23 protein-coding genes are annotated in these 25,477 nt (G+C 73.7%); 7 read left to right on the forward strand and 16 right to left on the reverse strand.

From position 1 onward, the window contains the following. Nucleotides 1-5 precede the first annotated feature (5 nt). From ACFYXV_RS18485 to ACFYXV_RS18515, 7 genes are all read right to left on the reverse strand, one after another. On the reverse strand, nucleotides 6-1,061 hold the full coding sequence (locus ACFYXV_RS18485) for a signaling protein (RefSeq protein ID WP_389383463.1): 1,056 nt from the start codon (nucleotides 1,059-1,061) through the stop codon (nucleotides 6-8). Between the two features lie 123 nt (nucleotides 1,062-1,184). After that, nucleotides 1,185-3,314, reverse strand: coding sequence for a 3-hydroxyacyl-CoA dehydrogenase NAD-binding domain-containing protein (locus tag ACFYXV_RS18490; protein ID WP_385460704.1), 2,130 nt, complete (start codon nucleotides 3,312-3,314; stop codon nucleotides 1,185-1,187). Further along, nucleotides 3,311-4,537, reverse strand: a complete 1,227-nt coding sequence (locus ACFYXV_RS18495) for an acetyl-CoA C-acyltransferase (RefSeq protein ID WP_030154540.1) — start codon at nucleotides 4,535-4,537, stop codon at nucleotides 3,311-3,313. Before ACFYXV_RS18495 ends, ACFYXV_RS18490 begins: the two co-directional genes overlap by 4 nt. Before the next feature lie 133 nt (nucleotides 4,538-4,670). Beyond that, nucleotides 4,671-5,420 (reverse strand): ferritin-like domain-containing protein, encoded by a 750-nt coding sequence (locus ACFYXV_RS18500; RefSeq protein ID WP_389383465.1) that lies wholly within the window; start codon nucleotides 5,418-5,420, stop codon nucleotides 4,671-4,673. Nucleotides 5,421-5,539: 119 nt separating this feature from the next. Continuing rightward, complete coding sequence (locus ACFYXV_RS18505; RefSeq protein WP_383337652.1) at nucleotides 5,540-6,811, reverse strand: HRDC domain-containing protein; 1,272 nt, start codon at nucleotides 6,809-6,811, stop codon at nucleotides 5,540-5,542. Between the two features lie 173 nt (nucleotides 6,812-6,984). After that, a complete protein-coding gene (locus ACFYXV_RS18510; protein WP_007267191.1) occupies nucleotides 6,985-7,647 on the reverse strand; it encodes a response regulator transcription factor in 663 nt (220 codons plus the stop codon). Nucleotides 7,648-7,968: 321 nt separating this feature from the next. Beyond that, nucleotides 7,969-8,625 (reverse strand): DUF3000 domain-containing protein, encoded by a 657-nt coding sequence (locus ACFYXV_RS18515; RefSeq protein WP_385460713.1) that lies wholly within the window; start codon nucleotides 8,623-8,625, stop codon nucleotides 7,969-7,971. Between the two features lie 91 nt (nucleotides 8,626-8,716). On the opposite strand from ACFYXV_RS18515, the gene hemE reads away from it, so the two are divergent. Further along, nucleotides 8,717-9,781, forward strand: coding sequence for a uroporphyrinogen decarboxylase (hemE, locus tag ACFYXV_RS18520; protein WP_385460716.1), 1,065 nt, complete (start codon nucleotides 8,717-8,719; stop codon nucleotides 9,779-9,781). A gap of 307 nt (nucleotides 9,782-10,088) precedes the next feature. On the opposite strand, the gene ACFYXV_RS18525 is transcribed toward hemE, so the two are convergent. Both ACFYXV_RS18525 and ACFYXV_RS18530 read right to left on the reverse strand, forming a co-directional pair. After that, nucleotides 10,089-11,477 (reverse strand): FAD-dependent oxidoreductase, encoded by a 1,389-nt coding sequence (locus ACFYXV_RS18525; protein ID WP_385460719.1) that lies wholly within the window; start codon nucleotides 11,475-11,477, stop codon nucleotides 10,089-10,091. A 78-nt stretch (nucleotides 11,478-11,555) separates the two neighbouring features. Then, complete coding sequence (locus ACFYXV_RS18530) at nucleotides 11,556-12,575, reverse strand: DUF4349 domain-containing protein (protein ID WP_389383467.1); 1,020 nt, start codon at nucleotides 12,573-12,575, stop codon at nucleotides 11,556-11,558. Between the two features lie 164 nt (nucleotides 12,576-12,739). On the opposite strand from ACFYXV_RS18530, the gene hemG reads away from it, so the two are divergent. Together hemG and hemQ are read left to right on the forward strand one after the other, a co-directional pair. Beyond that, nucleotides 12,740-14,194 (forward strand): protoporphyrinogen oxidase, encoded by a 1,455-nt coding sequence (hemG, locus tag ACFYXV_RS18535; protein ID WP_389383503.1) that lies wholly within the window; start codon nucleotides 12,740-12,742, stop codon nucleotides 14,192-14,194. A 47-nt stretch (nucleotides 14,195-14,241) separates the two neighbouring features. Then, nucleotides 14,242-14,955 carry a hydrogen peroxide-dependent heme synthase gene (gene hemQ, locus ACFYXV_RS18540; protein WP_376008474.1) on the forward strand — a complete coding sequence of 238 codons (714 nt, stop codon included), beginning with the start codon at nucleotides 14,242-14,244 and terminating at the stop codon, nucleotides 14,953-14,955. Nucleotides 14,956-15,085: 130 nt separating this feature from the next. Here hemQ and ACFYXV_RS18545 read toward each other — a convergent pair whose 3' ends face one another. The 5 genes from ACFYXV_RS18545 to ACFYXV_RS18565 form a co-directional block, all read right to left on the reverse strand. Next, nucleotides 15,086-16,780, reverse strand: coding sequence for an alpha/beta hydrolase (locus ACFYXV_RS18545; RefSeq protein WP_385460725.1), 1,695 nt, complete (start codon nucleotides 16,778-16,780; stop codon nucleotides 15,086-15,088). A 100-nt stretch (nucleotides 16,781-16,880) separates the two neighbouring features. After that, entirely contained in the window at nucleotides 16,881-17,774 is an 894-nt protein-coding gene (locus ACFYXV_RS18550; RefSeq protein WP_389383468.1) for a TIGR04222 domain-containing membrane protein, read from the reverse strand. Then, nucleotides 17,675-18,748: a TIGR04222 domain-containing membrane protein gene (locus tag ACFYXV_RS18555; protein ID WP_389383469.1), complete on the reverse strand. Its 1,074-nt coding sequence runs from the start codon at nucleotides 18,746-18,748 to the stop codon at nucleotides 17,675-17,677. The genes ACFYXV_RS18550 and ACFYXV_RS18555 overlap by 100 nt, the downstream gene beginning before the upstream one ends. Further along, nucleotides 18,745-20,067, reverse strand: coding sequence for a DUF692 domain-containing protein (locus ACFYXV_RS18560; RefSeq protein WP_389383504.1), 1,323 nt, complete (start codon nucleotides 20,065-20,067; stop codon nucleotides 18,745-18,747). Before ACFYXV_RS18560 ends, ACFYXV_RS18555 begins: the two co-directional genes overlap by 4 nt. 127 nt (nucleotides 20,068-20,194) lie before the next feature. After that, entirely contained in the window at nucleotides 20,195-20,962 is a 768-nt protein-coding gene (locus ACFYXV_RS18565) for an aminoacyl-tRNA hydrolase (RefSeq protein ID WP_385460734.1), read from the reverse strand. A gap of 71 nt (nucleotides 20,963-21,033) precedes the next feature. Between ACFYXV_RS18565 and ACFYXV_RS18570 the strand changes: the two genes are divergently transcribed. The 4 genes from ACFYXV_RS18570 to ACFYXV_RS18585 are packed head-to-tail and all read left to right on the forward strand — an operon-like array spanning nucleotide 21,034 to nucleotide 23,391. Continuing rightward, nucleotides 21,034-21,708: an AIM24 family protein gene (locus ACFYXV_RS18570; protein ID WP_385460737.1), complete on the forward strand. Its 675-nt coding sequence runs from the start codon at nucleotides 21,034-21,036 to the stop codon at nucleotides 21,706-21,708. Then, nucleotides 21,705-22,520, forward strand: a complete 816-nt coding sequence (locus ACFYXV_RS18575; RefSeq protein ID WP_389383505.1) for an ATP-binding cassette domain-containing protein — start codon at nucleotides 21,705-21,707, stop codon at nucleotides 22,518-22,520. The genes ACFYXV_RS18570 and ACFYXV_RS18575 overlap by 4 nt, the downstream gene beginning before the upstream one ends. After that, nucleotides 22,517-23,176 (forward strand): ABC transporter, encoded by a 660-nt coding sequence (locus tag ACFYXV_RS18580; RefSeq protein ID WP_389383470.1) that lies wholly within the window; start codon nucleotides 22,517-22,519, stop codon nucleotides 23,174-23,176. The genes ACFYXV_RS18575 and ACFYXV_RS18580 overlap by 4 nt, the downstream gene beginning before the upstream one ends. Before the next feature lie 14 nt (nucleotides 23,177-23,190). Next, nucleotides 23,191-23,391, forward strand: a complete 201-nt coding sequence (locus ACFYXV_RS18585; RefSeq protein ID WP_385460743.1) for a hypothetical protein — start codon at nucleotides 23,191-23,193, stop codon at nucleotides 23,389-23,391. Nucleotides 23,392-23,418: 27 nt separating this feature from the next. Here ACFYXV_RS18585 and ACFYXV_RS18590 read toward each other — a convergent pair whose 3' ends face one another. Further along, on the reverse strand, nucleotides 23,419-24,363 hold the full coding sequence (locus ACFYXV_RS18590; RefSeq protein ID WP_389383471.1) for a polysaccharide deacetylase family protein: 945 nt from the start codon (nucleotides 24,361-24,363) through the stop codon (nucleotides 23,419-23,421). Nucleotides 24,364-24,447: 84 nt separating this feature from the next. After that, nucleotides 24,448-25,278, reverse strand: a complete 831-nt coding sequence (locus tag ACFYXV_RS18595) for a PPK2 family polyphosphate kinase (RefSeq protein WP_389383506.1) — start codon at nucleotides 25,276-25,278, stop codon at nucleotides 24,448-24,450. Between the last annotated feature and the right edge of the window lie 199 nt (nucleotides 25,279-25,477).

Below are 25,477 nucleotides of genomic sequence, written 5' to 3' on the forward strand. Positions count from 1 at the left end.
TGCCGTCAGGCCGTGAAGCGATACAACGCCAGCTCACGCCGGTCCTGCGTCTTCACGGAAAAGCCGATGCACAATGCCGCCCGGCCGCCGGCCATGGAGACCGCGATTCCCTCCGGCTCCCGGTACACCAGATCCGGGGCGACGGTCACGTGATGACGGCCCTGTGCCTTCCCCGTGCGCACGTCAATTGCGGAGACATAGGTATTTCCGCCCGACTTCCGCGGGTTGTCCCCGTTCTTGCCAGTGTACGGACCGCCGGTAAGGACGTAGACGTGGTCCCCGTACAGGGCGCAGCCCTGGAACCACTCCTCCTGCCTGACCTGTACCCCGGCCTTGAGGGTCTGTGCGGCGTCGAAGCGCCCCTCCAGGAAATCCGCCGTCCCGTACACCGAGAACCGGTGCACGCCGTCCTCCTCGTGGCTCACGAGCACCCGCCCGCCGGGCAGGTCGAGCGCGGGGCAGACCTCGGTGGAGCCGGGCACCGGATCGAAATGGCGGACGGATTCGTCCGAACTGTCGAGGACCGAACCGTCCTTGAACGGGACCCGGACCACGGTGCGGCCGTAGCCGCTCTCGGCGTCGGCGCGGCCCTCCAGCCATATGTACGTACGCTGGCCGGTGGGCTCGACACCGCAGGAAATTCCGTGGCCGAAGCCGCGCAGATACATATGCCCGAGGGTTTTCCCCGAACTGTCGAGCCGGGTCAGGCACATATCGCCGGAGGTCTTCCGATCGCCGGAGTCGAGCGGCTCCTCCTCGTCGTCGAGACGGATACCGGCCTCGACGGTCTGCAGTACGTAGACCTGGCCGTTCGTATCGTCGAACGCGAAGGACTGCGGGCCCGTCGTATTGAAGAGCGGAGTCGGGGCGAGCAGTTGCGCACCGGTCCGCATGTCGAACGCGCCGGCCGTCGGGCCCGGGTCGACGGGCCTCGCGTCGTCCTGCTCGCCGGCCCCGGTGCGCAGGGCCCAGGACAGGCCGCCCGCCGTGAGGCCGGCGGCCACCGCACCACCGGCGAACAGCAGGTTCCGGCGGCTGAAATGTGTCGTGCCATCCGCCATGAGCCGCATTCTGTCAGTCCGGACGGGAGAGTTCCGCGCCGGGCCCCGCCTCGTCCCGCGAAACGGCGGACGCCCGCCCCCCGAGCGGGGGACGGGCGTCCGGGGCGTTCAGGCGTACGGGCCTCAGGCCGGGACGCTCGCCAGGCCCGGGGCGAGGAACTTCTTGCCGTTCACGCGCTCCGAGACACCCTCGCGGTCCAGGTACGGCGTGATGCCGCCCAGGTGGAAGGGCCAGCCGGCGCCCGTGATGAGGCAGAGGTCGATGTCCTGGGCCTCGGCCACGACACCCTCCTCCAGCATCAGGCCGATCTCCTGCGCCACCGCGTCCAGGACGCGGTCGCGGACCTGCTCCTCGGTCAGGACGGAGTCGCCCTGGACCAGGAGCGCGGCGACCTCGGGGTCCAGCTCCGGCTTGCCGGAATCGTAGACGTAGAAGCCGCGCTTGCCGGCCTTGACGACCGCAGCCAGGTTCGGGGAGACGGTGAAGCGCTCCGGGAAGGCGCGGTTCAGGGTCTCGGACACGTGCAGGCCGATCGCCGGGCCCACGAGCTCCAGGAGCACCAGCGGGGACATCGGCAGGCCGAGCGGCTCGATGGCCTTCTCCGCCGTGACGACCGGGGTGCCCTCGTCGATGACGTTCTGGATCTCGCCCATGAAGCGGGTCAGGATGCGGTTCACGACGAACGCCGGGGCGTCCTTGGTGAGCACCGCGGTCTTCTTCAGCTTCTTCGCGACACCGAAGGCCGTGGCCAGCGAGGCGTCGTCGGTCTGCTCACCGCGGACGATCTCCAGCAGCGGGAGGATCGCGACCGGGTTGAAGAAGTGGAAGCCGACCACGCGCTCCGGGTGCCGGAGCTTCGAGGCCATCTCCGACACCGACAGCGAGGAGGTGTTGGTGGCGAGGATCGCGTGCGCCGGGGCGACCGCCTCGACCTCCGCGAACACCTTCTGCTTGACGGACATCTCCTCGAACACGGCCTCGATGATGAAGTCCGCGTCTGCGAAGCCCTCGGCCTTGTCGAGCACACCGGTCACCAGGGCGGTCAGGCGGTTGGCCTTGTCCTGGTTGATGCGGCCCTTGCCGAGCAGCTTCTGGATCTCGGCGTGGACGTAGCCCACACCCTTGTCCACGCGCTCCTGGTCGATGTCGGTGAGGACCACCGGCACCTCCAGGCGGCGCAGGAAGAGCAGCGCCAGCTGCGAGGCCATCAGGCCCGCGCCGACGACGCCGACCTTGGTGACCGGACGGGCCAGGGACTTGTCCGGGGCACCGGCCGGGCGCTTGGCGCGCTTCTGGACCAGGTTGAAGGCGTAGATGCCCGAGCGCAGCTCGCCGCCCATGATGAGGTCCGCGAGCGCGGTGTCCTCGGCGTCGAAGCCGGCCTGGAGGTCCCCGTCCTTGGCCGCGGCGATGATGTCCAGCGCGCGGTAGGCGGCCGGAGCGGCGCCGTGCACCTTGGAGTCCGCGATGAAGCGGCCCTTGGCGACGGCCGCGTCCCAGGCCTCGCCGCGGTCGATCTCGGCGCGGACGACCTCGGTGGTGCCGTTCAGGACGTTCGCGGTCCACAGGAGCGACTGCTCCAGGAAGTCCGCGCCCTCGAACAGCGCGTCGGCGATGCCCAGGTCGAAGACCTGCTTGCCGCGCAGCTGCTTGTTCTGGTTGAGCGAGTTCTCGATGATCACCGAGACCGCGCGCTCCGCGCCGATCAGGTTCGGCAGCAGGGCGCAGCCGCCCCAGCCCGGAACCAGGCCGAGGAAGACCTCGGGGAGCGAGAACGCCGGGATGGCCTTCGAGACGGTGCGGTAGGTGCAGTGCAGACCGACCTCGACACCGCCGCCCATCGCCGCGCCGTTGTAGTAGGCGAAGGTGGGGACGGCCAGCGCCGAGAGGCGCTTGAACACGTCGTGGCCGCCCTTGCCGATGGCGAGCGCCTCGTCGTGGTTCTTCAGCAGCTCGACGCCCTTGAGGTCGGCGCCGACCGCGAAGATGAACGGCTTGCCGGTGATGCCCGCGCCGACGATGGAGCCCGCGAGGGCCTCCTGCTCGACCTGGTCGATCGCCGCGTTCAGGTTGGCGAGGGACTGCGGGCCGAAGGTGGTCGGCTTGGTGTGGTCGAAACCGTTGTCCAGCGTGACGAGCGCGAAGCGCCCGGCGCCGAACGGCAGGTCCAGGTGGCGCACGTGCGCGGACGTGACGACCTCGTCCGGGAACAGCTCGGCCGCGCCCTTCAGGAGCTCAGCGGTGGTGCTCACTTGGAGTCTCCCTCGGCGTTGAAGTTCGGGTTCTCCCAGATGACCGTGGCGCCCATGCCGAAGCCGACGCACATGGTGGTCAGGCCGTAGCGGACGTGCGGCTGCTCCTCGAACTGGCGGGCCAGCTGCGTCATCAGGCGGACGCCGGAGGAGGCCAGCGGGTGGCCGAACGCGATCGCGCCGCCGTACTGGTTGACGCGGGCGTCGTCGTCGGCGATGCCGTAGTGCTCCAGGAACGCGAGGACCTGGACCGCGAACGCCTCGTTGATCTCGAACAGGCCTATGTCCTCGATGGACAGGCCGGCCTGGGCGAGGGCCTTCTCGGTGGCCGGGATCGGGCCGTAGCCCATGACCTCCGGCTCGACACCCGCGAAGGAGTACGAGACGAGGCGCATCTTGACCGGGAGGTTGTTCTCGCGGGCGAAGTCCTCGGAGGCGATGATCGCGGCGGTGGCACCGTCGTTGAGACCGGCGGCGTTGCCCGCGGTGACCCGGCCGTGCGTACGGAACGGGGTCTTCAGGCCGGCCAGGTTCTCCAGCGTGGTGCCCGGGCGCATCGGCTCGTCGGTGGTGACCAGGCCCCAGCCGGTCTCGCCGGCGGCCTCGTTGGTGTTGCGCACCGAGATCGGGACCAGGTCCTGCTGGATCTTGCCGTCGGCGTACGCCTTGGCGGCCTTCTCCTGCGAGCGCACGGCGTACTCGTCGGCGCGGAGCTTGGTGATCGTCGGGTACCGGTCGTGCAGGTTCTCGGCGGTCATGCCCATGAACAGGGCGGACTCGTCGACCAGCTTCTCGGAGACGAAGCGCGGGTTCGGGTCGACGCCCTCGCCCATGGGGTGGCGGCCCATGTGCTCGACACCGCCGGCGAGGGCGACGTCGTACGCACCGAAGGCCACGCCGCCCGCGACAGCGGTCACGGCGGTCAGCGCGCCGGCGCACATGCGGTCGATGGAGTAGCCCGGCACGGACTGCGGGAGGCCCGCCAGGATGCCGGCGGTACGGCCCAGCGTCAGGCCCTGGTCGCCGATCTGCGTGGTCGCGGCGATGGCGACCTCGTCGATCTTCTTGGGGTCCAGGTCCGGGTTGCGGCGCAGCAGCTCCCGGATCGCCTTCACGACGAGGTCGTCGGCGCGGGTCCCGTTGTAGATGCCCTTCGGGCCCGCCTTGCCGAACGGGGTGCGGACGCCGTCGACGAAGACGACGTCCCTGACGGTACGAGGCACGTTGGCTCTCCTCCAGGTGCGGGTGTGCACTGCTGCGCGGGGGCGGTCGGCCAGTGGCTGAGCGCCCGCTCACCCGGCCATGCTACTTGCCGGTAACCGACGTGCACACCCCCTCCGGGAGGAGCGGCGAACGTCACACTCCGGCGGGGCGGGCAGGGGCGGGGGCGGGCGTCGCGGCGGGTTCGGTGCGCATGGCCCTGGCCAGCGGGCCCGAGGAGCGCAGCACGTCCGCGGTGAAACGGCCGCGCCGGACGCCGAGGTGGCGCAGGGCCGGGCCGTGGTCCACCGCCACGACCGCGCCCGCCCCGGCGAGCAGCCCCTGCCAGGCCAGCGTGGCCGCCCGGCGGGCCGGTGCCGGCAGCGGCGCCAGCGCCTCGCTCAGCCGCCGGCAGTGGAAGGGGACGTGGCGTTCCTCGTCCGCCAGGATCCGCCCCGCGACCTCCGCCACCAGCGGATCCGGGGCCCCGTCCCGCACCGCCCGGTAGTACCGCAGGGCCACCGCCTCCGCCACCATCAGGACCAGCAGCTCCACCCGCAGCCCCAGTAGCCGCCGCAGCCGAACGAACACCGCGTCGCTCCAGTGCCCGGCCAGGGTCCCGGCCCCGCCCGCCGCCAGGAGCAGCGCCAGCATCCGCGCGTGGTTCTGCTCCTCGGCCACGAAGAGCCGCACCGCCCGCGCGTAGACCGGGTCCCCGGCCCGGTCCGCCTTGCCGATCAGGGCCGAGCCGTCCCCGTCCTCACCCACCTGGAACCGCTGGAGGCTCCGTACGAGCGCCGGATCGAGGGCGGCTCCCCGCTCCCACTCCGGGTCCCCGACCGCCGCGCGGCGCTCCCGCTCGGCCTCGAACTGGCGTACCCATGTGTCGTATCCGTTGTTGAGCATGTTCAAAAGCTAGCCCTGTTTGAGCATGTTCAAAAGTGCCCCGGTGGCCCTGTTGCGGAACCGGGACGAAAAAGAGCCCCCGGCCAACGGCCGGGGGCTCTGCGTGATGTGGTGCCGTGTCAGGCGGTCGCCGCCAGTGCGCGCACCAGCGCCGGCGTCACCTGTTCGATCTGCCACGGGCGCGCACCGTGGCCCGCGAGGGCCTGCGCCACGGCCTCCGGCTCCGGCCGCTGCGGCGGCTCCCAGCACAGCCGGCGGACCGTGTCCGGGGTGATCAGGTTCTCCTGGGGCAGGTTCAGCCCCTCCGCGAGCGCCGACACGGCGGTCCGCGCCGCCGCAAGCCGCGCCGCGGCCGCCGGGTCCTTGTCCGCCCAGGAGCGCGGGGGCGGCGGACCCGCCGGGGTCGCCCCCGGCTGCGGCAGCTCGTTCTCGGACAGGGCCTTCGCCCGGTCGACGGCCGCCATCCACTGCTCCAGCTGGCGCCGGCCCATCCGCTGCCCGTACCCGGGCAGGGCCGACAGCGCGTGCACGTTCGCCGGCAGCGCGAGCGCGGCCTCGACGATCGCGGCGTCCCCCAGCACCTTGCCGGGCGACACGTCACGCCGCTGCGCGATCCGGTCCCGGGACTCCCACAGCTCCCGTACGACGGCCATCTGCCGGCGCCGGCGCACCTTGTGCATCCCGGACGTACGGCGCCACGGATCCTTGCGCGGCGGCGCGGGCGGGGCGGCGGCGATGGCGTCGAACTCCTGGCGGGCCCATTCCAGCTTGCCCTGCCGGTCCAGTTCCTTCTCCAGCGCGTCCCGCAGGTCCACCAGCAGCTCCACGTCGAGCGCGGCGTAGCGCAGCCACGGCTCGGGGAGGGGGCGGGTGGACCAGTCGACGGCGGAGTGGCCCTTCTCCAGCGCGTAGCCGAGCACGCTCTCGACCATCGCGCCCAGTCCGACCCGGGGGAAGCCGGCGAGGCGGCCGGCCAGCTCGGTGTCGAACAGGGAGGTGGGCACCATGCCTATTTCGCGCAGGCACGGCAGGTCCTGGGTGGCGGCGTGCAGGATCCACTCGGTTCCGGACAGGGCCTCGCCCAGTGCGGACAGGTCGGGGCAGCCGACCGGGTCGATCAGCGCGGATCCCGCGCCCTCGCGGCGCAGCTGCACCAGGTAGGCGCGCTGGCCGTAGCGGTATCCGGAGGCGCGCTCGGCGTCGACGGCCACGGGGCCGGTGCCCGCGGCGAAGGCCGCGACCACCCGGGCGAGGGCGTCCTCGTCGGCGACCACCGGAGGGATCCCCTCGCGGGGCTCTAGCAACGGAATCGGCGCCTTTTCGACGTCGTCCGGGGGGCCGCCCCCGGTGGTGGTGCGCAGGTCTGCTGCGGTCTCTTGGGCGTCGGTCACCGCTCAAGGGTATCCGTGGATGCGGCGCACCCGTCGCCGGAACGTTCCGTCGACGGGCGCGGGGCGCAGGCGGGGGCGTTTCTCCGGGTTCGCCGGGAGTTTGCCCGGGAGCCGCCGGGCCGGTGCGGGCGTCGGCCCGGGTGTGTCGGCCCGGGTGGGCCGGCGGGCGGGTATCAGTGGATGATCCCGGTCCGCAGGGCGACGGCGACCATTCCGGCGCGGTCACCGGTGCCCAGCTTGCGGGCGATGCGGGCGAGGTGGGACTTGACGGTCAGGGCGGACAGGCCCATCGAGACGCCGATGGCCTTGTTGGACTGGCCCTCCGCGACGAGGCGCAGGACCTCGACCTCGCGGCCGGAGAGCTCGCGGTAGCCGCCCGGGTGGCTCGGGGCACCCGGGGGGCGGCGGTGCATGCGGGCGGCGGCGGCGCCGATGGGGGCGGCGCCGGGCCGGGTGGGGAGCCCGATGTTGGTCCGCGTGCCGGTGACGACGTAGCCCTTGACGCCGCCCGCGAGGGCGTTGCGCACGGCGCCGATGTCGTCGGCGGCGGACAGGGCCAGGCCGTTCGGCCAGCCGGCGGCCCGCGTCTCGGAGAGCAGGGTGAGACCGGAACCGTCGGGCAGGTGTACGTCGGCCACGCAGATGTCGCGCGGGCTGCCGACGCGGGGGCGGGCCTCCGCGATGGACGACGCCTCGATCACGTCACGTACTCCGAGGGCCCACAGATGGCGGGTCACGGTGGAACGGACGCGCGGGTCGGCCACGACGACCATGGCCGTCGGCTTGTTCGGGCGGTAGGCGACCAGGCTTGCGGGCTGCTCGAGAAGAACGGACACCTAGGCCTCCTGGGGGAGTGGCGGGACGGCCGGCTCGGGGAAGGAAGCCGGTGCGAACCGTGCGGATGGTCACTGACTCCTTCGGCACGTCACCCGCCCGGCTTTAGGGAATGATCACGATTTGGTGAGTAACAATTCGGGCAATTCGGACGCACGATCGATCATCGGGTGATCAGAAGCCCACAACGGGCGCCCGGTTCCGACACGGGGCCGCCGAAGATCGATCGGCCGTTCTACGGGGCGCAGCGCATTCGGCCGCCCCGTCCGCCCGGCGGCGGCTCCGGCGTACGGCCGCACGCGTGCCGCCGTACGGGGGCACGGCTACGGGTGGTGCGGACCGCGCCGCTGTGGCAGGGACACCACGCCCGTCCCCGAGTCCGTCGGCCCCACCGGCGGCAGCCCCGCGATCTGGCACAGCAGCTCGCACCAGGCCGACAGGTGAGCCGAGGTGTCCGGGACCCCGCCGACGCCCTCCCGCGGGGTCCACGAGGCCCGGATCTCGATCTGGGTGGCGGGCCGCCGCTCCGACAGCCCGCCGAAGTAGTGCGAGCCCGCCATGGTCACGGTCCCGCTCGCCTCCCCGTACGCGAGGCCCCGCGCCTCCAGCGCCCCCGTCAGCCAGGACCAGCACACCTCGGGGAGGAGGGGGTCGGCGGCCATCTCGGGTTCGAGTTCGGCGCGTACGAGCGTCACCAGGCGGAAGGTCCCGTGCCAGGCCTCGTGGCCGGAGGGGTCGTGGAGCAGGATGAGCCGGCCGTCGGCCAGATCGTCCTCGCCGTCCACCACCGCGGCCTCGAGGGCGTAGGCGTGCGGGGCCAGGCGCTGGGGCGGTCTGGCGGGGTCGATCTCGATCCCCGGCCGCAGGCGAGCCTTCTTCAAGCCGTCGACCGCCCGCCGGAACGGGAGCGGGACGGAGCTCTCCTTCGCGCTGTCCATACCGTCAGCGCCATCTGAAAATCGTCCCTGAGCCGCAGCCATGCGGGGAAGACTAGGCGGAACGAGCGTCCGTGCGGCGCAGGGACACCCGCGCCGGGCCGGGCACTTCTTCATACGTGCGAAGATTTGGCGCGTGAGCGCCAACGACCGCCCCAAGGGCCAGCCGAGTCAGACGTACGATTCCGCCTTCCTGAAGGCGTGCCGGCGGGAGCCGGTGCCGCACACCCCGGTGTGGTTCATGCGGCAGGCCGGGCGCTCGCTCCCCGAGTACCGCAAGGTGCGCGAGGGGACCCAGATGCTGGAGTCGTGCATGCGGCCCGACCTGGTCACGGAGATCACGCTCCAGCCGGTCCGCCGCCACAACGTCGACGCGGCGATCTTCTTCTCCGACATCGTGGTCCCGCTCAAGGCCATCGGTGTCGACCTGGACATCAAGCCGGGCATCGGCCCGGTCGTCGCCCAGCCGATCCGCCGCCGCGAGGACCTCGCACAGCTGCGCGACCTCACCCCGGAGGACGTCTCGTACGTCACCGAGGCGATCGGCATGCTCACGGGTGAACTCGGCGCCACGCCGTTGATCGGCTTCGCCGGTGCGCCTTTCACCCTCGCGAGCTACCTGGTCGAGGGCGGCCCGTCGAAGAACCACGAGCACACCAAGGCGCTGATGTACGGCGACCCGCAGCTCTGGGCCGACCTGCTGGACCGCCTCGCGGACATCACCTCGGCCTTCCTCAAGGTCCAGATCGAGGCCGGCGCCTCCGCGATCCAGCTCTTCGACTCCTGGGTCGGCGCGCTCGCCCCGGCCGACTACCGCCGCTCGGTGATGCCGGCGTCGGCCAAGGTCCTGGAGTCCGTCGCCTCGTACGGGGTCCCGCGCATCCACTTCGGCGTGGGCACGGGCGAACTGCTCGGCCTGATGGGCGAGGCCGGCGCGGACGTCGTGGGCGTCGACTACCGGGTCGCGCTCGACGAGGCGGCCCGCCGCGTCGGCCCCGGCAAGGCGCTCCAGGGCAACCTGGACCCGGCGGTGCTCTTCTCCACCGAGGAGGCCGTACGGGCGAAGACGGACGAGGTCCTCGCGGCCGCGTCGGGCCTGGAGGGCCACGTCTTCAACCTCGGCCACGGCGTCCTCCCCACCACCCCGCCGGACGCCCTGACCCGCCTGGTCGACTACGTCCACACCCGGACGGCCCGCTGAGCCGGACGGGCTCGACAAGATCGCTGACGTCGGTACCGTGCCCTGCACCACATGGCACGGACCGACGTTTCGCATATCCGACGGAGAGCGGATCGACGGGGCCCGGTGCCTCGTACGGCGCAGGCACGACCTGATCGCGCAGCACCGCCCCGAGAACCTCTTCGTCCACGCGGACGGCCGGATCACCGTCGGCCGGTACGAGGAGACCGACCTCGCCGGGCCGGAGCGGTGGCCGGCCTCGGGGAGGATCGCCCGCTGCGCATCCTCACGACCGGCATCGGGCGGCCCGGGACCTGCCCCGGCCGGGCTACCCCGCCGCCCGCAGGGCCGAGACGGTCTTGCGGGCGGCCACCAGGATCGGGTCCCAGACCGGGGAGAAGGGCGGGGCGTAACCGAGGTCCAGGGAGACCACCTGGTCCACCGTCATCCCCGCCGTCAGGGCCACCGCCGCGATGTCCACCCGCTTCGCTGAGCCCGCTCCGCCGACGATCTGGACTCCGAGCAGGCGGCCCGTGCGCAGCTCCGCGAGCATCTTCACCGTCATGTCCGCGGCCGTCGGGTAGTAGCCCGCCGTCGTCGTCGAGGTGATCGTCGCCGTCACGAAGCGCAGGCCCACCGCCAGGGCGTCCTTCTCGCGCAGGCCGGTACGGGCGATCTCCAGGTCGCAGACCTTGCTCACCGCCGTGCCCACCACCCCGGGGAAGGTGGCGTAGCCGCCGCCCACGCCCGAACCGATCACCTGACCGTGCTTGTTGGCGTGCGTGCCCAGCGGGATGTGCCGCATGCACCCCGCCACCAGGTCCAGGACCTCCACGCAGTCGCCGCCCGACCAGATGTTCTCGTGGCCCCGCACCCGCATGGACAGGTCCGTCAGGATGCCCCCGGACTCGCCCAGCGGCAGCCCCGCCTCGCGGGCCAGCGCCGTACGGGGTTCCACGCCGATGCCGAGCACCACCACGTCCGCCGGGTACTCGTCGCCCGCGGCCGTGGCCACCGCGCGGACCGCGCCCCGGTCGTCTTCAAGGATCTTCGTGACCTCCGCCCCGGACACCGTGCGGATCCCCATCCGGTTCATCGCGGTGTGCACCAGCGTGCCCATGTCCGGGTCCAGCGTGGCCATCGGCTGCGGTCCGCGGTGCAGGACCGTGACCTCGTACCCGCGCGCGACCAGCGCCTCCGCCATCTCCACGCCGATGTAGCCGGCGCCGACGACGACCGCCCTGCGGCCCTCGGTGCCCTCGGTCCGCTCCAGGGTGTCCATCAGGCGCTGGCCGTCGTCCAGGGTCTGCACCCCGTGCACCCCGTGCGCGGCGATCCCGGGCAGCCTGGGGCGGACCGGCCGGGCGCCCGTGGCCAGGACGAGCTTGTCGTAGCCCGTCCACGCCTCGGAACCGGAGTCCAGATCGCGGGTGCGCACCCGGCCCCCGTCGAGGTCGAGTTCCACCACCTCCGTGCGCATGCGCAGGTCGATGTCCCGGGCGCGGTGCTCCTCGGGCGTACGGGCGATCAGGTCGTCCCGGCCGGGGACCTGGCCGCCGATCCAGTACGGGATCCCGCACGCGGAGTACGAGGTGAAGTGCCCGCGCTCGAAGGCCGTGATCTCCAGCTCCGCCGGGCCCTTGAGCCGCCGGGCCTGGGACGCGGCGGACATCCCCGCCGCGTCACCGCCGACCACCACCAGTCGTTCCGTCGCCATCGTCCGCCCCGTTCTCCGTGCTCCGCGCGTACGGTCACCGCCGTCTCGTACGGAACACGCTACGGGCGCAAGGCGTGTTCAGTCGGAGACCCCCGCCGTTTCCGTCGGGTCAGCGGGCCGGGCCGCCGGGATCGTCTTCGGGGTCGGGCCCGTCTTCGGCCTCGCCGGGCGCAGCCGCCGGTACACGCGCAGGGCCAGCAGCACCAGCGCCGCCGTCACCGCGAACGGGAGCACCACGGCGACCGCCAGGGCCAGGTAGCGCAGGATCTTCGTGAAGGCGTTCCAGCCCTTGCTCAGGGCGGCCGTGAAGGAGGGCTCCTCGTCCTTCTTCTCTTCCGCCTTCGGGGCCGGCTCCGAGACCTCCATCGTGATCGTGCCCATCGAGGTCTGGTCCTTCAGCGCCGTCTGCTGCGCGAGCAGCGACTCCAGGTCGGACTGGCGCTTGCTCAGCTCGCTCTCCAGCATCACCACGTCGGAGAGCGCCGTGGCCTTGTCCATCATGTCCCGCACCCGGGCCACGCTCGCCTGCTGCGATTTGACCCGGCTGTCGACGTCGGCGACCTTCTCCGTCACGTCCTGCGCCTCGACCTTGCGCTGGAGCAGCCTGCCGCTGCCCTCCATGGCGCCGAGCACCGCGTCGAAGCGGTCGCCCGGCACCCGCAGGGTCAGCGTCGAGGTCATCCGGCCGTCCCCGCCGCGCCGGGTCGACTCGTTGCCCACGTACCCGCCCGCGCCCTCCGCCGCCGTACGGGCCGCGGCCAGGGCCTTCTGCGCGTCCGCCGTCTCCAGGGCGAGCGTGGCCGTACGGATGACGTGCGGGCGTACGGCGGCCGGCTGCTGCCCGTTCTTGGCCGCGTCGGATCCCCCGGTGCCGGCCTGCCCGGCGGCCGCCGGGGGAGCCGCGGCCGCTCCCGGCTTGCCCTGGGCCGCCCCCTCCGGGGCACGGACCGCGGCCTTGTCGGCGGAGGCGGAGCCCGCCGTGTCCTGGCCGGCGGAGCACCCGGTGAGCGCGAGCGCCCCGGCCAGGGACAGCCCGGCCAGGGCGGCCGCGCCGCGGTGACGTACTGCGGTGCCTCTGGTGCTGCGGACGGTGCGCATCGGTGGTCCCCCCGGGGGTCGGCTGATGTCGCCGGTGAGACGTACGGGGTGGCGCCCCGGGTTTCGCCCGGGCGGTCCCGAGCCGATCCCGATGCGGTCACGGTCCGGCCTCGGTGATCGTCCGCGGCACGGTCTGAGACGATGTGTCCATGCACGAAGCGGACATGCGTACGGACGGCCCCGCCGGCGCGGCCGGCGAAGGCGCCCCGGCCCGCCACGCCGTCGTCATCGGCGGCGGCATCGCCGGCCTCGCGGCGGCCCACCGGCTGCTCGCCGACGGCCTGCGCGTCACGCTCCTGGAGGCCGGCCCGCGCCTCGGCGGCAAACTGCTCGCCGGCGAACTCGCCGGCGCCCCCGTCGACCTCGGCGCCGAATCCGTGCTCGCCCGCCGCCCCGAGGCCCTGGACCTGGCCCGGGCCGTGGGCCTCGGCGAGGCCCTCCAGCCGCCCGCCACCGCCACCGCCCACCTGTGGACCCGCGGCGCGCTGCGCCCCATGCCGCGCGGCCACGTCATGGGCGTCCCCGGCGACCTGGCCCCGCTCGCCGCCTCCGGGGTGCTCTCCGCCGAGGGGCTGGCCCGCATCGAAGCCGAACGAGAGCTGCCGCCCACCGAGATCGGCGAGGACGTCGCCGTGGGCGAGTACGTGGCCGCCCGCCTCGGCCACGAGGTCGTCGACCGCCTCGTGGAGCCCCTCCTCGGCGGGGTCTACGCCGGCAACGCCTACCGCATCTCCATGCGCGCCGCCGTCCCGCAGCTCTTCGAGGCGGCCCGTACGCACGCCTCGCTGGGCGAGGGCGTACGCGAACTCCAGGACCGGGCGGCCGCGCAACAGGCGGGGCAGGCCGGCCGGCCCGTCTTCGCCGGCATCGACGGCGGCATCGGCCGGCTCCCGCAGGCCGTGGCCGAGGCCTGCCGGGCGGCCGGGGCGCGGATCGCCACCGGTACCCCGGTCCGCGGGCTCCTGCGCACGGCCGGCGGCTGGAAGGTCGTCACCGACGGAGCGGCGATCGACGCCGACGCCGTGGTCCTGGCCCTGCCGGCCGGGCCCGCCGCCCGGCTGCTGGAGGCGCTCGCGCCGGCCGCGGCCACCGAGCTGCGGACCGTCGAGTACGCCTCCATGGCACTGGTGACGATGGCCTTCCGCCGCTCCGAGCTGCCCGCCGCGATTACCGGGGGCGGCGCCAGCGGATTCCTCGTACCCCCCGTCGACGGACGGACCATCAAGGCCTCCACCTTCTCCAGCAACAAGTGGGCCTGGGCCGGGGCCGATCCCGAGCTCTTCCTGCTGCGCACCTCGGTCGGCCGGTACGGGGACGAGGGCGACCTGGGGCGCGAGGACCCGGAGCTGGTCGACGTCTCGCTGGGCGACCTCGGCGAGGCGGTGGGCCTCGCGGCCCGGCCGGTCGCCTCCACCGTCACCCGCTGGGACGCGGGACTGCCCCAGTACCCGGTCGGCCACCTGGCCCGAGTGGAGCGGATCCGATCCGCCGTCGCGGCACTGCCCGGCCTCGCCGTGTGCGGGGCGCTGTACGACGGCGTGGGCATCCCGGCGTGCATCGCGAGCGCAGGAAGGGCCGCCGACGTGGTGAAGGCCACGTTTGCCGCGGTTTCCGCGTAAGGCACCCCTGGCACAGACCACTGATCAGCACACGGGACAATGGACACATGACTGCACCAGAGAAGATTCCCAACGCGGGGAAGAAGGCGAAGGACCTCAACGAGGTCATCCGCTACACCCTGTGGTCCGTCTTCAAGCTGAAGGACGTCCTGCCCGAGGACCGCGCCGGCTACGCCGACGAGGTCCAGGAGCTGTTCGACCAGCTGGCCGCCAAGGACATCACCGTCCGCGGCACCTATGACGTCTCCGGCCTGCGCGCCGACGCGGACATCATGATCTGGTGGCACGCCGAGACCTCGGACGAGCTGCAGACCGCGTACAACCTGTTCCGCCGCACGAAGCTCGGCCGCGCGCTGGAGCCGGTGTGGTCGAACATGGCCCTGCACCGCCCGGCCGAGTTCAACAAGTCGCACATCCCGGCCTTCCTGGCCGACGAGGTCGCGCGCGACTACGTCAGCGTCTACCCCTTCGTGCGCTCGTACGACTGGTACCTGCTGCCCGACGAGGACCGCCGCCGCATGCTCGCCGACCACGGCAAGATGGCCCGCGGCTACCCGGACGTCCGGGCCAACACCGTCGCGTCCTTCTCGCTGGGCGACTACGAGTGGATGCTGGCCTTCGAGGCCGACGAGCTGTACCGCATCGTCGACCTCATGCGTCACCTGCGCGCCTCCGAGGCCCGTATGCACGTCCGTGAAGAGGTGCCCTTCTACACCGGGCGCCGCAAGTCCGTCGCCGATCTGGTGGCCGGACTCGCCTGATACCTCCCCTGGGGGGAAGGAACCGGAAGACGCTCTCTTGACTGGGGAGCGGCCTCCGGTGGATCGGGAGGCTGGTCCGGATGACGGCCTGACCCCCGAAACGACGCAGCCGGAGATCCCGCCCGGAAGTTCAGACGACTGGCGGCAGCAGAGCCCTGGGTACCTTCCCGGGGCCTCGTGCTGCCCGGTCGTCCAGCGACACCGGTGCGGGCTCCGGATGCGGCGCACACGTGACACGCCACCCTGAGGTGTCACCCGTGAGCAAGTACCGCTCCACGTGACGGTCCACGCAGTCATTGCGTCCGCCGACCACTCCGTGGGTCCCCGCCCCCTCCTCCGTGACCAGCGCGGCCTGGGCGCCGAGCCGGCGCTGCAGCTCCAGCGCACCCGGGTACGGGGTGGCCCCGTCCCGTTCGGCCGCGACGACCAGGGTGCGGGGGAGCGCCGCCGATCGCGCGCCGACCGGTGCCGATCGCGCGCCGACCTCCACCGGCTGCTGCCGCTCGTGGACGGGCCAGTACGCGCACGGCAGGTTCAGGAAGGCGTTGGCCCAGGTCTCGAAGGGCGCCCGGCGGGCCAGTTCGGTGTTGTCGCGGTCCCAGGTCTCCCACGCGGCGGGCCAGGCGGCGTCGTTGCACAGCACCGCCGTGTACACCGCCCGCGCGTTCTCGCGCGCGGCCGCCGACTCCGGGTCCGATCGGGCCTGTTCGGCCAGCGGGCCCGCATCGCCGGCCAGGAACGCGCTGAGCGCGGCCGCCCGCTCCGGCCAGACGTCGTCGTAGTACGCCGCCTGGAGGAAAGCGGCCTGGAGCTCGCCGGTCCCCACCGCCCCGCCCGCAGGAGTGCGCGCCACCGCCTCCCGTACGCGCTCGTAGCTCGCCCGCACCGCCTCCGGGGTGGCGCCGAGCCGGTACGTGGCGTGGTGGCGGGCGGCCCAGGCGCGGAAGTCGAGCCAGCGGCGCTCGAACGCCGGGGACTGGTCGAGGTTGTCGAGGTACCAGATGCGGCGCGGGTCGGGGTCGACCGCGGAGTCGAGGACCATCCGGCGGACGTGGCCGGGGTGGAGGGTGGCGTAGACGGCGCCCAGGTAGGTGCCGTACGAGGCGCCGAAGAAGGACAGCTTCTCCTCGCCGAGCGCGGCGCGCAGCACGTGCAGGTCGCGGACGTTGTCGAGGGTCGTGTAGTACGCCAGCGCCGCGCCGGCCCGCCGCGCGCAGCCGCGGGCGTAGGCCCGGGCCTCGGCGACGCGCTGCCGCTTGTACGCGGCGGAGGGCTCGGCCGGGACCTGGGTCGGTCCCTTCGCCCGGACGGCGGGGTCCTCGCAGGACAGCGGGGCGGAACGGCCCACTCCGCGCGGGGCGTAGCCGACGAGGTCGTACGCGGCGCCGATCCGCTGCCACTCGGGGAGGTCGGCGACGAGGGGGAAGAACATCCCGGAGGCGCCGGGGCCGCCGGGGTTGTGGACGAGCGCGCCCTGTCGTGCGGCCCCGCCGCGCCGGGTCGCGGCGACGCGGCTGACGGTGAGCGAGATCTGCGGCCCGTCGGGCCGCGCGTAGTCGAGCGGAACCCGCAGGGTCGCGCACCGTACGGGCGCGGGCAGCTCCTCGGCGGCGGGGCAGGCCCGGAAGTCCAGCGCGCCGCCGGGTCGGGCTCCGGCCGCCTTCGCGGCACGCGCCGCCACGAGTTCGGCGCCCGCGTCCGCGGCGGCCGTCCGGGCCGCGGCGGAGGGGGCGTGGGAGTGGGCGTGGGCGTGGGGGGACGGGATGCACAGGGTGAGGGAGAGGACCGCCGCGGCGACTCCGCAGCGGGCGAGCGGAGTCAGCATCACGGGCCGCCTTCATCTCTTCGGATGAAGCGATCAGATGTGCTGAGCGGGGTTCTTGTACAGGACCGCCGCCCGGTGTCGGGCGCAATCCCCCCGTTGCCTAGGCCAGTGCCGCCCGGAGGGCGGGATCCGTCAGCACGCGGACCCCGCGCAGCGCCACCGCCGTGAGGCAGTCCCCCTCACCCCGCTCCCGGTCCAGCGCGACGAGCAGCCGCTGCCCGGCCGGGGAGGCCCACGCGGAATACGGGTACGTCTCGAAGCGGGCGATGGCCAGGCACCCCAGCGTGAGCAGCAGCGGCATCGAGAACCAGCCCAGGATCACGGCCCAGGTGGTCCCCTCCGCCGGGAGGCACAGCGCGGCCGCCGCCGTCGCCGCCACCATCGCGGCGGCCCGCCGCACCGCCCGGACCCCGCCGGCCACCGCGCTGCGCGCGGCGGCCGGCAGGGCCAGGCCCGCCGCGTCCAGCCGGTCCGCGAGGATGCGTACGGCCTCGTCCCGGGCCGCCGCTCCGCGTACGGCGACCACCGGAGCCTGTCCGTCGGGACCGAACGCGCCGAGCACCGACCGCTCGTGCGGATCCCGCCCCACCGGGTCGACGACGGTCGCCCAGCCGGTGTGGGCCAGCAGCAGCCGGCGGCCCCGCTGCATGGAGAGCAGCGTCAGCTCGGCGACCCGCCGGGGGCCGCCGGCGAGGTAGGCGGCCTCGTACAGGTTCAGTTCGCCGGGGCGGTGTCCGGCGCCCGCACCGACCTCGGGCGGAGCGGGCGAGGGCACCGAGGCCATGGCGGCGGCCCTCAGCAGGAGGGTGCAGGACGTCAGCACCCCCGCCCAGGCCGTCAGGAGGAGCAGGACCCAGAACATGGCTGACTCCCACGAGGTGGAGAAGTGCCCGGTCAGGAACTGCTGCTGCCGCAGCTCGAACCGGACGAACTGCTGCAACTCGAACTGCTGGAGCAACTGGAACCGCTGGAACAGCTCGATCCGCTGGAGCAACTCGATCCGCTGGAACAGCTCGAACCACCGGAACCGCCGGAGCAACCCGAACCGCTGCTCCCACAGCTGCCGGAGGAGGAGCCACCGTCGCTGCTCGCGCACCATACGACGGGCAGGACCTCCGCGGAAGACCCGCAGTTGACACCCGAGGAGGACGAGGACGAAGAACCGGACGAGGTGGCTGAGCCGCGCCGGGCGCCCCGCGCCTGCGCCGCCGCCAGCCTGGTGCTCCGCGCGGCCGGTACCAGCTGCCCCCGCAGGTGCGGATCCCGCAGCCCCCTCAGCCCGAACAGGGCCGTCTGCACGTGCGGGGTCCGGTCGTTCACGTAGTGCGTGCGGATCTCGCGCAGTGCGGCCTGCCCCGCCGGGGTGAGCCGCTGCCGGGCCTTGGCGGCGAGGACGCAGCCCAGGACGATCCCGCCCACCAGCACCGGGAGCACCTTGACCACGAACGGCACCTGCGGACCGGAATCGAGCGCCAGCGCCACGAACGTGAGGGGCAGCGAGACCACCACCCACACCGCGCACACCACGATCTGGGCCAGCGCCCACCGCCGCCACTTGCGCCCGGAGCCGGGCACCGCGAGCAGCCCGCGGCCGGCGAGCGCGTCGCCGGTCTCCTGGACGGCGGGGTCGAGCATGGCGGCGTACCGCACCTGGTAGAGCCAGCCGGACGGCGCCTGCCGCAGGGCCTCGAACACGGCCCGCTCGGCGATGTCGCCGGCCCGCGCCCCGGGCCGCAGCGCGACGATCCCCGGCCCGCCGGCCACCAGCCGGCCGTCCCCGAGCAGCGAGACGAGCGCGCTGTCCACGACCGCGCCCGGGCCGCCGGCCATGAACGCGGCCTCGGACAGATCGTGCAGGCGCGGCGCGGGGCCGGCCGGCGGGCGCGGCCGGGAGCGCCGTACGCCGAGGACCAGCAGGAGGGTGGAGAGGACTACGGCGATCCAGATCGCGAGGGCGAGAACGTTCATGCCGCACGCCCCACGAGCGTCCGGGCCCAGCGCACGATCCGGCGCGGCGGCCGCGCCCCGACCCGGTCCTGCCACCAGGTGGTGAGCCGCCGCCGGGCCGTGGGGTCGGCGGGCAGGTCCCGGATCAGCAGGTGCTCGGCGAAGTCGAGGGCGTCGCGCCGGTATCCGGCGGTCATGGGCCGGCTGCGGGCGTACCCGAGGAAGGCCTCGCGGTACGGGGCCTCACCCCCCAGGATCCCGGGCAGCTCGGGCGCGAGCTTCGCGACGACCCCGGCCCGCTTCGCGGCCAGCGCCCGCGCCTGCACCCCCACGCGCTCCCGGTCGAAGCCCTCGGGCACCTCCGCCCCCGTGACGAGCGCGGCGAGCAGCGCACCCTGCTCCTCCCCGACGCGGGCCCGCTTCCGCGGCCCCGCCGGCGTGTCCGGCGCGGCGTCCGGGGCGGCGTCCGCGGTGGAGCCCCGGGGCAGGGCGGAAGGCCGGCCGGGGGAGTCCACCGCCGGGCCCGCCGGGTCCACCCGGCCCACCACGGCCCGGATGGCGGCGAGTTCCCCGGCCAGCTCCGACTCCGCGGGGAAGTCGTCGTCCCGCTCCAGCAGCACGCCCGCGGGAGCGACCCGCTTGCGCAGCTCCGCCAGGACGTCCAGCACCACCGCGGGCACCGGATGGGCGTGCGTGTCGTGCCAGACCCCGTCCCGCTCCACGCCCCCGGCCACGTGCACGTACGCCAGTGCCTCCAGCGGGATCGCGTCGAGCACGGCGAACGGGTCCTCGCCCCGGTTCACCCGGTTCGTGTGCAGGTTGGCGACGTCGATCAGCAGCCGGACCCCCGTCCGCTCCACCAGCTCCGTCAGGAACTGCCCCTCCGTCAGTTCCTCCCCGGGCCACGAGACCAGCGCGGCGATGTTCTCCAGCGCCAGCGGCACCGGCAGGGCCTCCTGCGCGATCCGCACGTTCTCGCACAGCACGTCCAGCGCGTCCCGCGTCCGGCGCACCGGCAGCAGGTGCCCGGCCTCCAGCGCCGGCGAGGACGTCCGTACGAACGCGATGTGCTCCGTGACGAGCGGCGCCCCCAGCGCGAGGGCCCGCTCCCCGAGCGCGGCCAGCTTCCCGGCGTCGGGCCGCTCGGCGCCGCCGAGCCCCAGCGAGACCCCGTGCGGGACGACGCGCACCCCGCGCTCGCGCAGCCGCAGCAGCGGGGCGGGCAGGTGGCCGGGACAGATGTTCTCGGCCACCACCTCGACCCAGTCCAGGCCCGGCAGCCGCTCCACCGCGTCAGCGATCTCCGGCCGCCATCCGATGCCCACCCCCAGGTGCGCCATGCTCTTCATGTCCCCTCGCCCCCTCTCATCGGTCGTCTGCCGATGTGATGGCCCTCACGGAGTCGGGCCAACCGCGGAAAGGGACGTTCAGAGCAACATTTGAGGTTCCGCCCCGGCGTGGCCGATTTCAGCCCGTCACGCCGCCGGCGAGGCGGGTCCTGAGGGCCGGGTGGTCCGCGACCACCGTCGCCGAGCCGGGCGCGATCTCCGTGAATCCGGCGTCCCGGACCACCGGCAGGCCGCTGCCGCTCAGCTCCGCCCACCGCTCGCGCGGCGCCGTCCGTACGGCCAGCCGGAAGCCGGAGTCCTGCCAGGCGGTGCGCTCGGCGCCGGTCAGCTCCCACCACGCCAGCTGCGCCGCGTGCCCGGCCTGGGCCATCGCCTTGCCGGCGGACATCTCCAGCTCCGGGTTGAGCCACAGCACCGCGACTGCGGGCGCGGCCGGGGCGGCCGGCTCCGGGTCGTCCAGATCGGTCCCCGAGACCTGGAGCTTCGCGAGCTCCTTGGGCCAGCCGTCCAACGGCACCGGAGGGAAGACCCGTACCTCCGCCCTGTCCCCGTGCACCGTGACACCGGGCAGCGTCCCGGCCTTGCGCCACTCCGCCCCGCGCGCCCGCCGCACCACCTTCCGGATCCGCGCGTCCTGCCAGTCCCGGACCGCCTCGGCCCACTCGCCCTCGCCGTGGGACCGCTCGTCGGTCAGCAGGACCAGTACGGCGCGGGCCGCCGTCTCCAGCGCGTCGGTCCGGGCGGGCGGTTCGGCCTTCTCGATCCGCACGACCAGCGGCAGCACGAACTGCGGCGCCTCGTCGCGGGCGGCGTGCTCCTGCCGGAAGGGGCTGTCCGCCCCGACCGCCGGTACCTCTGAAGTGTGGTTCTGGTGCTGGCTGCTCATCCCGCCAAGGATGCCAGGCTCCCCCTTCAGGATGATGCCGCGGGGGGTGCGGCCGGGCGAGGATCAGGCGCATGAAGAGCGACCTTTTTGCCTCCGAGAACCTGGCCCAGCCGGCGGCTGCTCCGGGCATGACCCTGCAGAACGCCAAGTCCGTGAAGTACACCGTCAACGGTGAAATGCTCGCCCGCCAGGGCTCGATGGTCGCGTTCCGGGGGAACCTCCAGTTCGAGCGCAAGGGCCAGGGCATAGGCGGCATGCTCAAGCGCGCCGTCACCGGCGAGGGCCTCGCGCTGATGTCAGTACGCGGCCAGGGCGAGGCCTGGTTCGCGCACCAGGCCGGCAACTGCTTCATCGTCGACTTCGAGCCGGGCGACTCGCTGACCGTCAACGGGCGCAACGTGCTCTGCTTCGACCCGACGCTCTCCTACGAGATAAAGATGCTGAAGGGCGCCGGCATGACCGGTGGCGGCCTCTTCAACAGCCTCTTCACCGGAACCGGCAAGCTGGCCCTGGTCTGCGACGGCCACCCGATCGTCATCCCGGTCACGGCGCAGAACCCCGTGTACGTGGACACCGACGCGGTCGTCGGCTGGAGCGCCCACCTGGAGACGGGGCTGCACCGCTCCCAGTCCGTCGGCTCGATGATCCGCGGCGGCTCCGGCGAGGCCGTCCAGCTGATGCTGCGCGGCGAGGGCTTCGTCATCGTCCGGCCCAGCGAGGTCACCGAGACGGCGGCCGCGCACTGAGGCTCGACGGTGTGGGCCGCCGCCACGGAGTGCGGCGGCCCTGGGTGCTGCGCGGGGTCGACCTGGAGCTGCCGCCCGGCGCGCTCGTCCGCGTCGAAGGCCGCAACGGCGGAGGCAAGTCCACCCTGCTGCGGATCGTCGCGGGGATCGACACCCCGTCCGAGGGGCGGGTCACCGGGCGCCCGCGCCGGACTGCCTACGTGCCCGAGCGCTTCCCCGCGGCGCTGCCGCTCACCGCGACGGCCTACCTGACCCACATGGGCCGGGTGCACGGCCTCGGGCGTGCGCGGGCCGCGGACCGGGCGGCCCACTGGCTGGAGCGGTTCGGCGCGGCCGCGTACGCGCGGACCCCGCTGGCCGAACTCTCCAAGGGCAGCAGCCAGAAGGTGGCCGTCGCCCAGGCCCTGCTCGCCGAGCCCGGGCTGCTCGTCCTCGACGAAGCCTGGACCGGGCTCGACACCGCCGCCCGCGCCGAGCTGGACCGGGCCGTCGCCGAGCGGACCGCGGCCGGGGGCACCGTGGTCTTCGTCGACCACGACCCGGCACGGCTCGCCGGCGCCGCCGACGCGCACCACCGGGTCGAGGGGGCCGCGCTGGTCCCCGTACGGGAGCCCGCCGGCGCGGGGGCGTACGTACGGATCGAGGCCGCCGGAGCGCCGGGCGCCGAGCTGCCGCCGGGGCTGACCGGCGCGCCCGCGCCGGGCGGGGGACTGCTGCTGACGGTTCCCGCCGCCCGGTCCGACGCGGTGCTGCGCGCTCTGCTCACGGCGCCCGAGCCCTGGCACATCCGCTCCGTGGAGGAACTTCCGTGACCGGCCTGCTGCGCTACCAGTGCGCGCTGCTGCTGCGTTCCCAGCGCTGGATCGCCCCGCTCCTGCTGTACGCGGCCTTCCTGGCCGCCGGGGTCCGGCCGGGCGATCCGCTGCTGGACTCGCTGGGCTTCGCCGCCGCCGGGCTGGTGCCGGTCACGGCCTGGCTGGTCCGGGTCTGCGCGACCAACGAGCCCGCCGCCGCCCGCGACTGCGCGGCCGCCGCGGCCGGTCCCGTACGGGTGCACGCCGCGGCCCTGCTGACCGCGCTGGGCGGGGCGCTGCTGGCCGGGGCCGCGGGCACGGCGGCGGTGCTGCTGATCGGGGACTCCGGCCGGGCGGAGCACGTGGATCCGCAGGACGCCGCCCTGGCCGGGGTGCTGGCGGTCCTCGCGTGCGCACTGACCGGCGCGGCCGTGGGGGCGCTGTGCAGCCGGCCCCTGCTGCGCTCGACGGGGATCGCGGTCCTGGCGGGCGGCCTGGGATCCCTGCTGGCCTGGGGCCTTGCCGGCTCCCCGGCACGCAGTGCGGTGACCGCGCTGGTGGAGGGCTCGCGGGCACACGCCGTGACCCTGCCGGTGGCGGCCTTCGCGGGGGCGCTGGCGCTGGCCTGCGGGGCGGGAGCCGTGGCCTGCCTCGTCAGCGCGCGGCGGAGCTGAGTACGCTCGCGGACATGGACGAAGTGGACGCGCCGGCCGGAACCGAGTCGTACTGCGCCGCCCCGGCGGCGCCCGCCGGCGGGGTGCCCGGGCCGCCGTACGCGGACTGCGTGGAGTGCGGCAGGCCCACCGAGTACGGGGCCGCGACCCCGGGCCGGGTGCTGTGCCCGGTGTGCGAATGGCAGGACGCGCAGCGCACCGCCTGCTCCGGCTGACGCGGGGCCCGGCCCGCCCCGGCCCGCCTACTTTCCGATGAGCTCGGAGACCTTCACGAAGCGGTAGCCGCGCTTGCGCAGCTCCGGGACGATCTTGTGGATGGCCTCCTCGGTGACGGGGGCGGCGCTGCGCGTGCAGTGCATGACCACCACCGAGCCGGGCTTCACACCGGTGAGCACCTGCTCGGCCACCGCGTCCGGGTCCTTGGCGAAGGCGTCCCCGCTGACCACGTCCCACTGGACGGCCGTGACCTTGGCCGTGGAGATCGCCCGCAGCGCCTGGTCGTCGTAGCAGCCGCCGGGGAAACGGAAGTACGGGACGGTGTTGACCGCACCGGCCGTACGGAAGGCGGCGAAGGCCCGGTCCACATCGGCCCGGGCGGCGGCCGCGTCCAGCGTGGGGAGCCCGTAGCAGGGCGACTTGAAGGCGTGGTGGCTGTACGAGTGGTTCGCGATCTCGAAGTTCGGGTCGGTGCCGATGGCCTTGGCCTGGTCCGGGTACTCCTCGGCCCAGCGGCCGGTCATGAAGATCGTCGAGGGCACCTTCAGCGTGCGCAGGGTCGAGATGAGCTGCGGGTTGTCGAAGTGCTCCCCGTCCGCGGCGCGCTGCCCCTGGTCGGAGGTCATGTCGGCGTCGAAGGTCAGCGCGACGGTCTTGTCCGCCTGCTGCTTCGCCCGCTCGAAGACCGGGGTCAGGCCGTTCGGCCCGGGTGCCAGGGTCGGGGCCTTGGCGGGCGGCGGGGCGGCGGCCGGGGAGGAGCCGGCCGCCTGCGGCGCGCCGGCCGAAGCCGCGGCCGAGGGCGGGGTCGAGGCCCCGGGGGTGCCCAGGCGGGCGGCCTGGTGGCCGGAGCCGGAGCCGGAGCCGGAGCCGGACGCGGAGCTGCCGCTGCCGCCTCCGCATCCGGCGAGGGCGGTGCAGAGAGCGGCACTGAGGGCGGCCGCGACCGCCACATTGCGCACAGAAAGGGTCACGAACGCAAAATATATGACCATCTGCCAAGCGGATCGCAGCGGCGCCGGGGCAGGCATACGAATCGCCCGCCCGTGTGACGGGCATCAGGTCTCCAGCAGCCGCTTCCGGCTCTCCGCCACGTCGAAACGGGCTTCCGGATAGCGCGGATCCAGCTCCTCCAGATGCTCCAGCAGCAGCTTGGCGATCGCCCAGTTGCGGTACCACTTCCGGTTCGCGGGAACCACGTACCAGGGCGCGGCCCCGGTGGAGCAGCGCTGCACGGCCAGCTCGTACGCGTGCTGGTACTCGGGCCACAGGACACGGTCCTCGATGTCGCCCGGGCTGAACTTCCAGTGCTTCTCGGGGTTGTCCAGCCGCTCCAGCAGCCGCTCGCGCTGCTCCTCGCGGCCGATGTGGAGGAAGACCTTGACCAGCGTGACGCCGTCGTCGGCGAGGGACTGCTCGAACCGGTTGATCTGGGCGTAGCGGCGGTTCAGCTGACTGCGCGACACCAGCTCGCGGACGCGGGCGATGAGGACGTCCTCGTAGTGCGAGCGGTCGAAGATGCCGATCTCGCCGGCCATGGGGAGGGCCTTCCTGATGCGCCAGAGGAAGGGGTGCTCGTGCTCCTCCCGCGTGGGCGCCTTGAAGGACCTGACCCGGCAGCCGGCGGGGTTGAGGAAGCCGATCACGTGCTTCACCGTGCCGCCCTTGCCGCTGGTGTCCATGCCCTGGAGGACGAGCAGGACGCGGCGGCGGTCACCCGCGGTGCTCGCCGCGTACAGCCGCTCCTGGAGGGCGGCGAGGGGCTCGGCCAGCGCGGCGGTGGCGGCCAGGGCCGCGGCCTTGCCGGCCGGGCCGCCGGGGGTCGCGGCGGGATCGAAGGCGCCGAGGTCGAGGCGCTCGCCGGCCGGGGCGCGGAGCAGCGGACGCAGGGCGGTGTCCTGCCGCTCCGCCTCGGGCCGGGGCTTCGGGGCCTTGCGGCCCTTCTCCTTCCCGCCCCTCCCGTCGCCCTTGCCCTTCTCGCCGGCCCTGGCCTCTTTGGCGTCCTTGGCGGCTGTGCCGTTTTCGGCGTCCTTGGCGTCCTTCGCGTCCTTGGCGTCCTTCGCGTCCTTGGCCTTCTTGCCGCTCTTC

The organism is Streptomyces sp. NPDC002181 (assembly GCF_042890485.1).
Classification (GTDB): Bacteria; Actinomycetota; Actinomycetes; order Streptomycetales; family Streptomycetaceae; genus Streptomyces.

Bases quoted from the DNA above. Each gene is read 5' to 3' on its own strand.
- ACFYXV_RS18545 (WP_385460725.1), bottom strand. From the start codon at position 16,780: ATGCTGACTCCGCTCGCCCGCTGCGGAGTCGCCGCGGCGGTCCTCTCC.
- hemG (WP_389383503.1), top strand. From the start codon at position 12,740: ATGCGTACGGACGGCCCCGCCGGCGCGGCCGGCGAAGGCGCCCCGGCC.
- ACFYXV_RS18555 (WP_389383469.1), bottom strand. From the start codon at position 18,748: ATGAACGTTCTCGCCCTCGCGATCTGGATCGCCGTAGTCCTCTCCACC.
- ACFYXV_RS18565 (WP_385460734.1), bottom strand. From the start codon at position 20,962: ATGAGCAGCCAGCACCAGAACCACACTTCAGAGGTACCGGCGGTCGGG.
- hemQ (WP_376008474.1), top strand. From the start codon at position 14,242: ATGACTGCACCAGAGAAGATTCCCAACGCGGGGAAGAAGGCGAAGGAC.
- ACFYXV_RS18500 (WP_389383465.1), bottom strand. From the start codon at position 5,420: ATGCTCAACAACGGATACGACACATGGGTACGCCAGTTCGAGGCCGAG.
- ACFYXV_RS18560 (WP_389383504.1), bottom strand. From the start codon at position 20,067: ATGGCGCACCTGGGGGTGGGCATCGGATGGCGGCCGGAGATCGCTGAC.
- ACFYXV_RS18585 (WP_385460743.1), top strand. From the start codon at position 23,191: ATGGACGAAGTGGACGCGCCGGCCGGAACCGAGTCGTACTGCGCCGCC.
- ACFYXV_RS18570 (WP_385460737.1), top strand. From the start codon at position 21,034: ATGAAGAGCGACCTTTTTGCCTCCGAGAACCTGGCCCAGCCGGCGGCT.
- ACFYXV_RS18485 (WP_389383463.1), bottom strand. From the start codon at position 1,061: ATGGCGGATGGCACGACACATTTCAGCCGCCGGAACCTGCTGTTCGCC.
- ACFYXV_RS18525 (WP_385460719.1), bottom strand. From the start codon at position 11,477: ATGGCGACGGAACGACTGGTGGTGGTCGGCGGTGACGCGGCGGGGATG.
- ACFYXV_RS18530 (WP_389383467.1), bottom strand. From the start codon at position 12,575: ATGCGCACCGTCCGCAGCACCAGAGGCACCGCAGTACGTCACCGCGGC.
- ACFYXV_RS18515 (WP_385460713.1), bottom strand. From the start codon at position 8,625: ATGGCTGCGGCTCAGGGACGATTTTCAGATGGCGCTGACGGTATGGAC.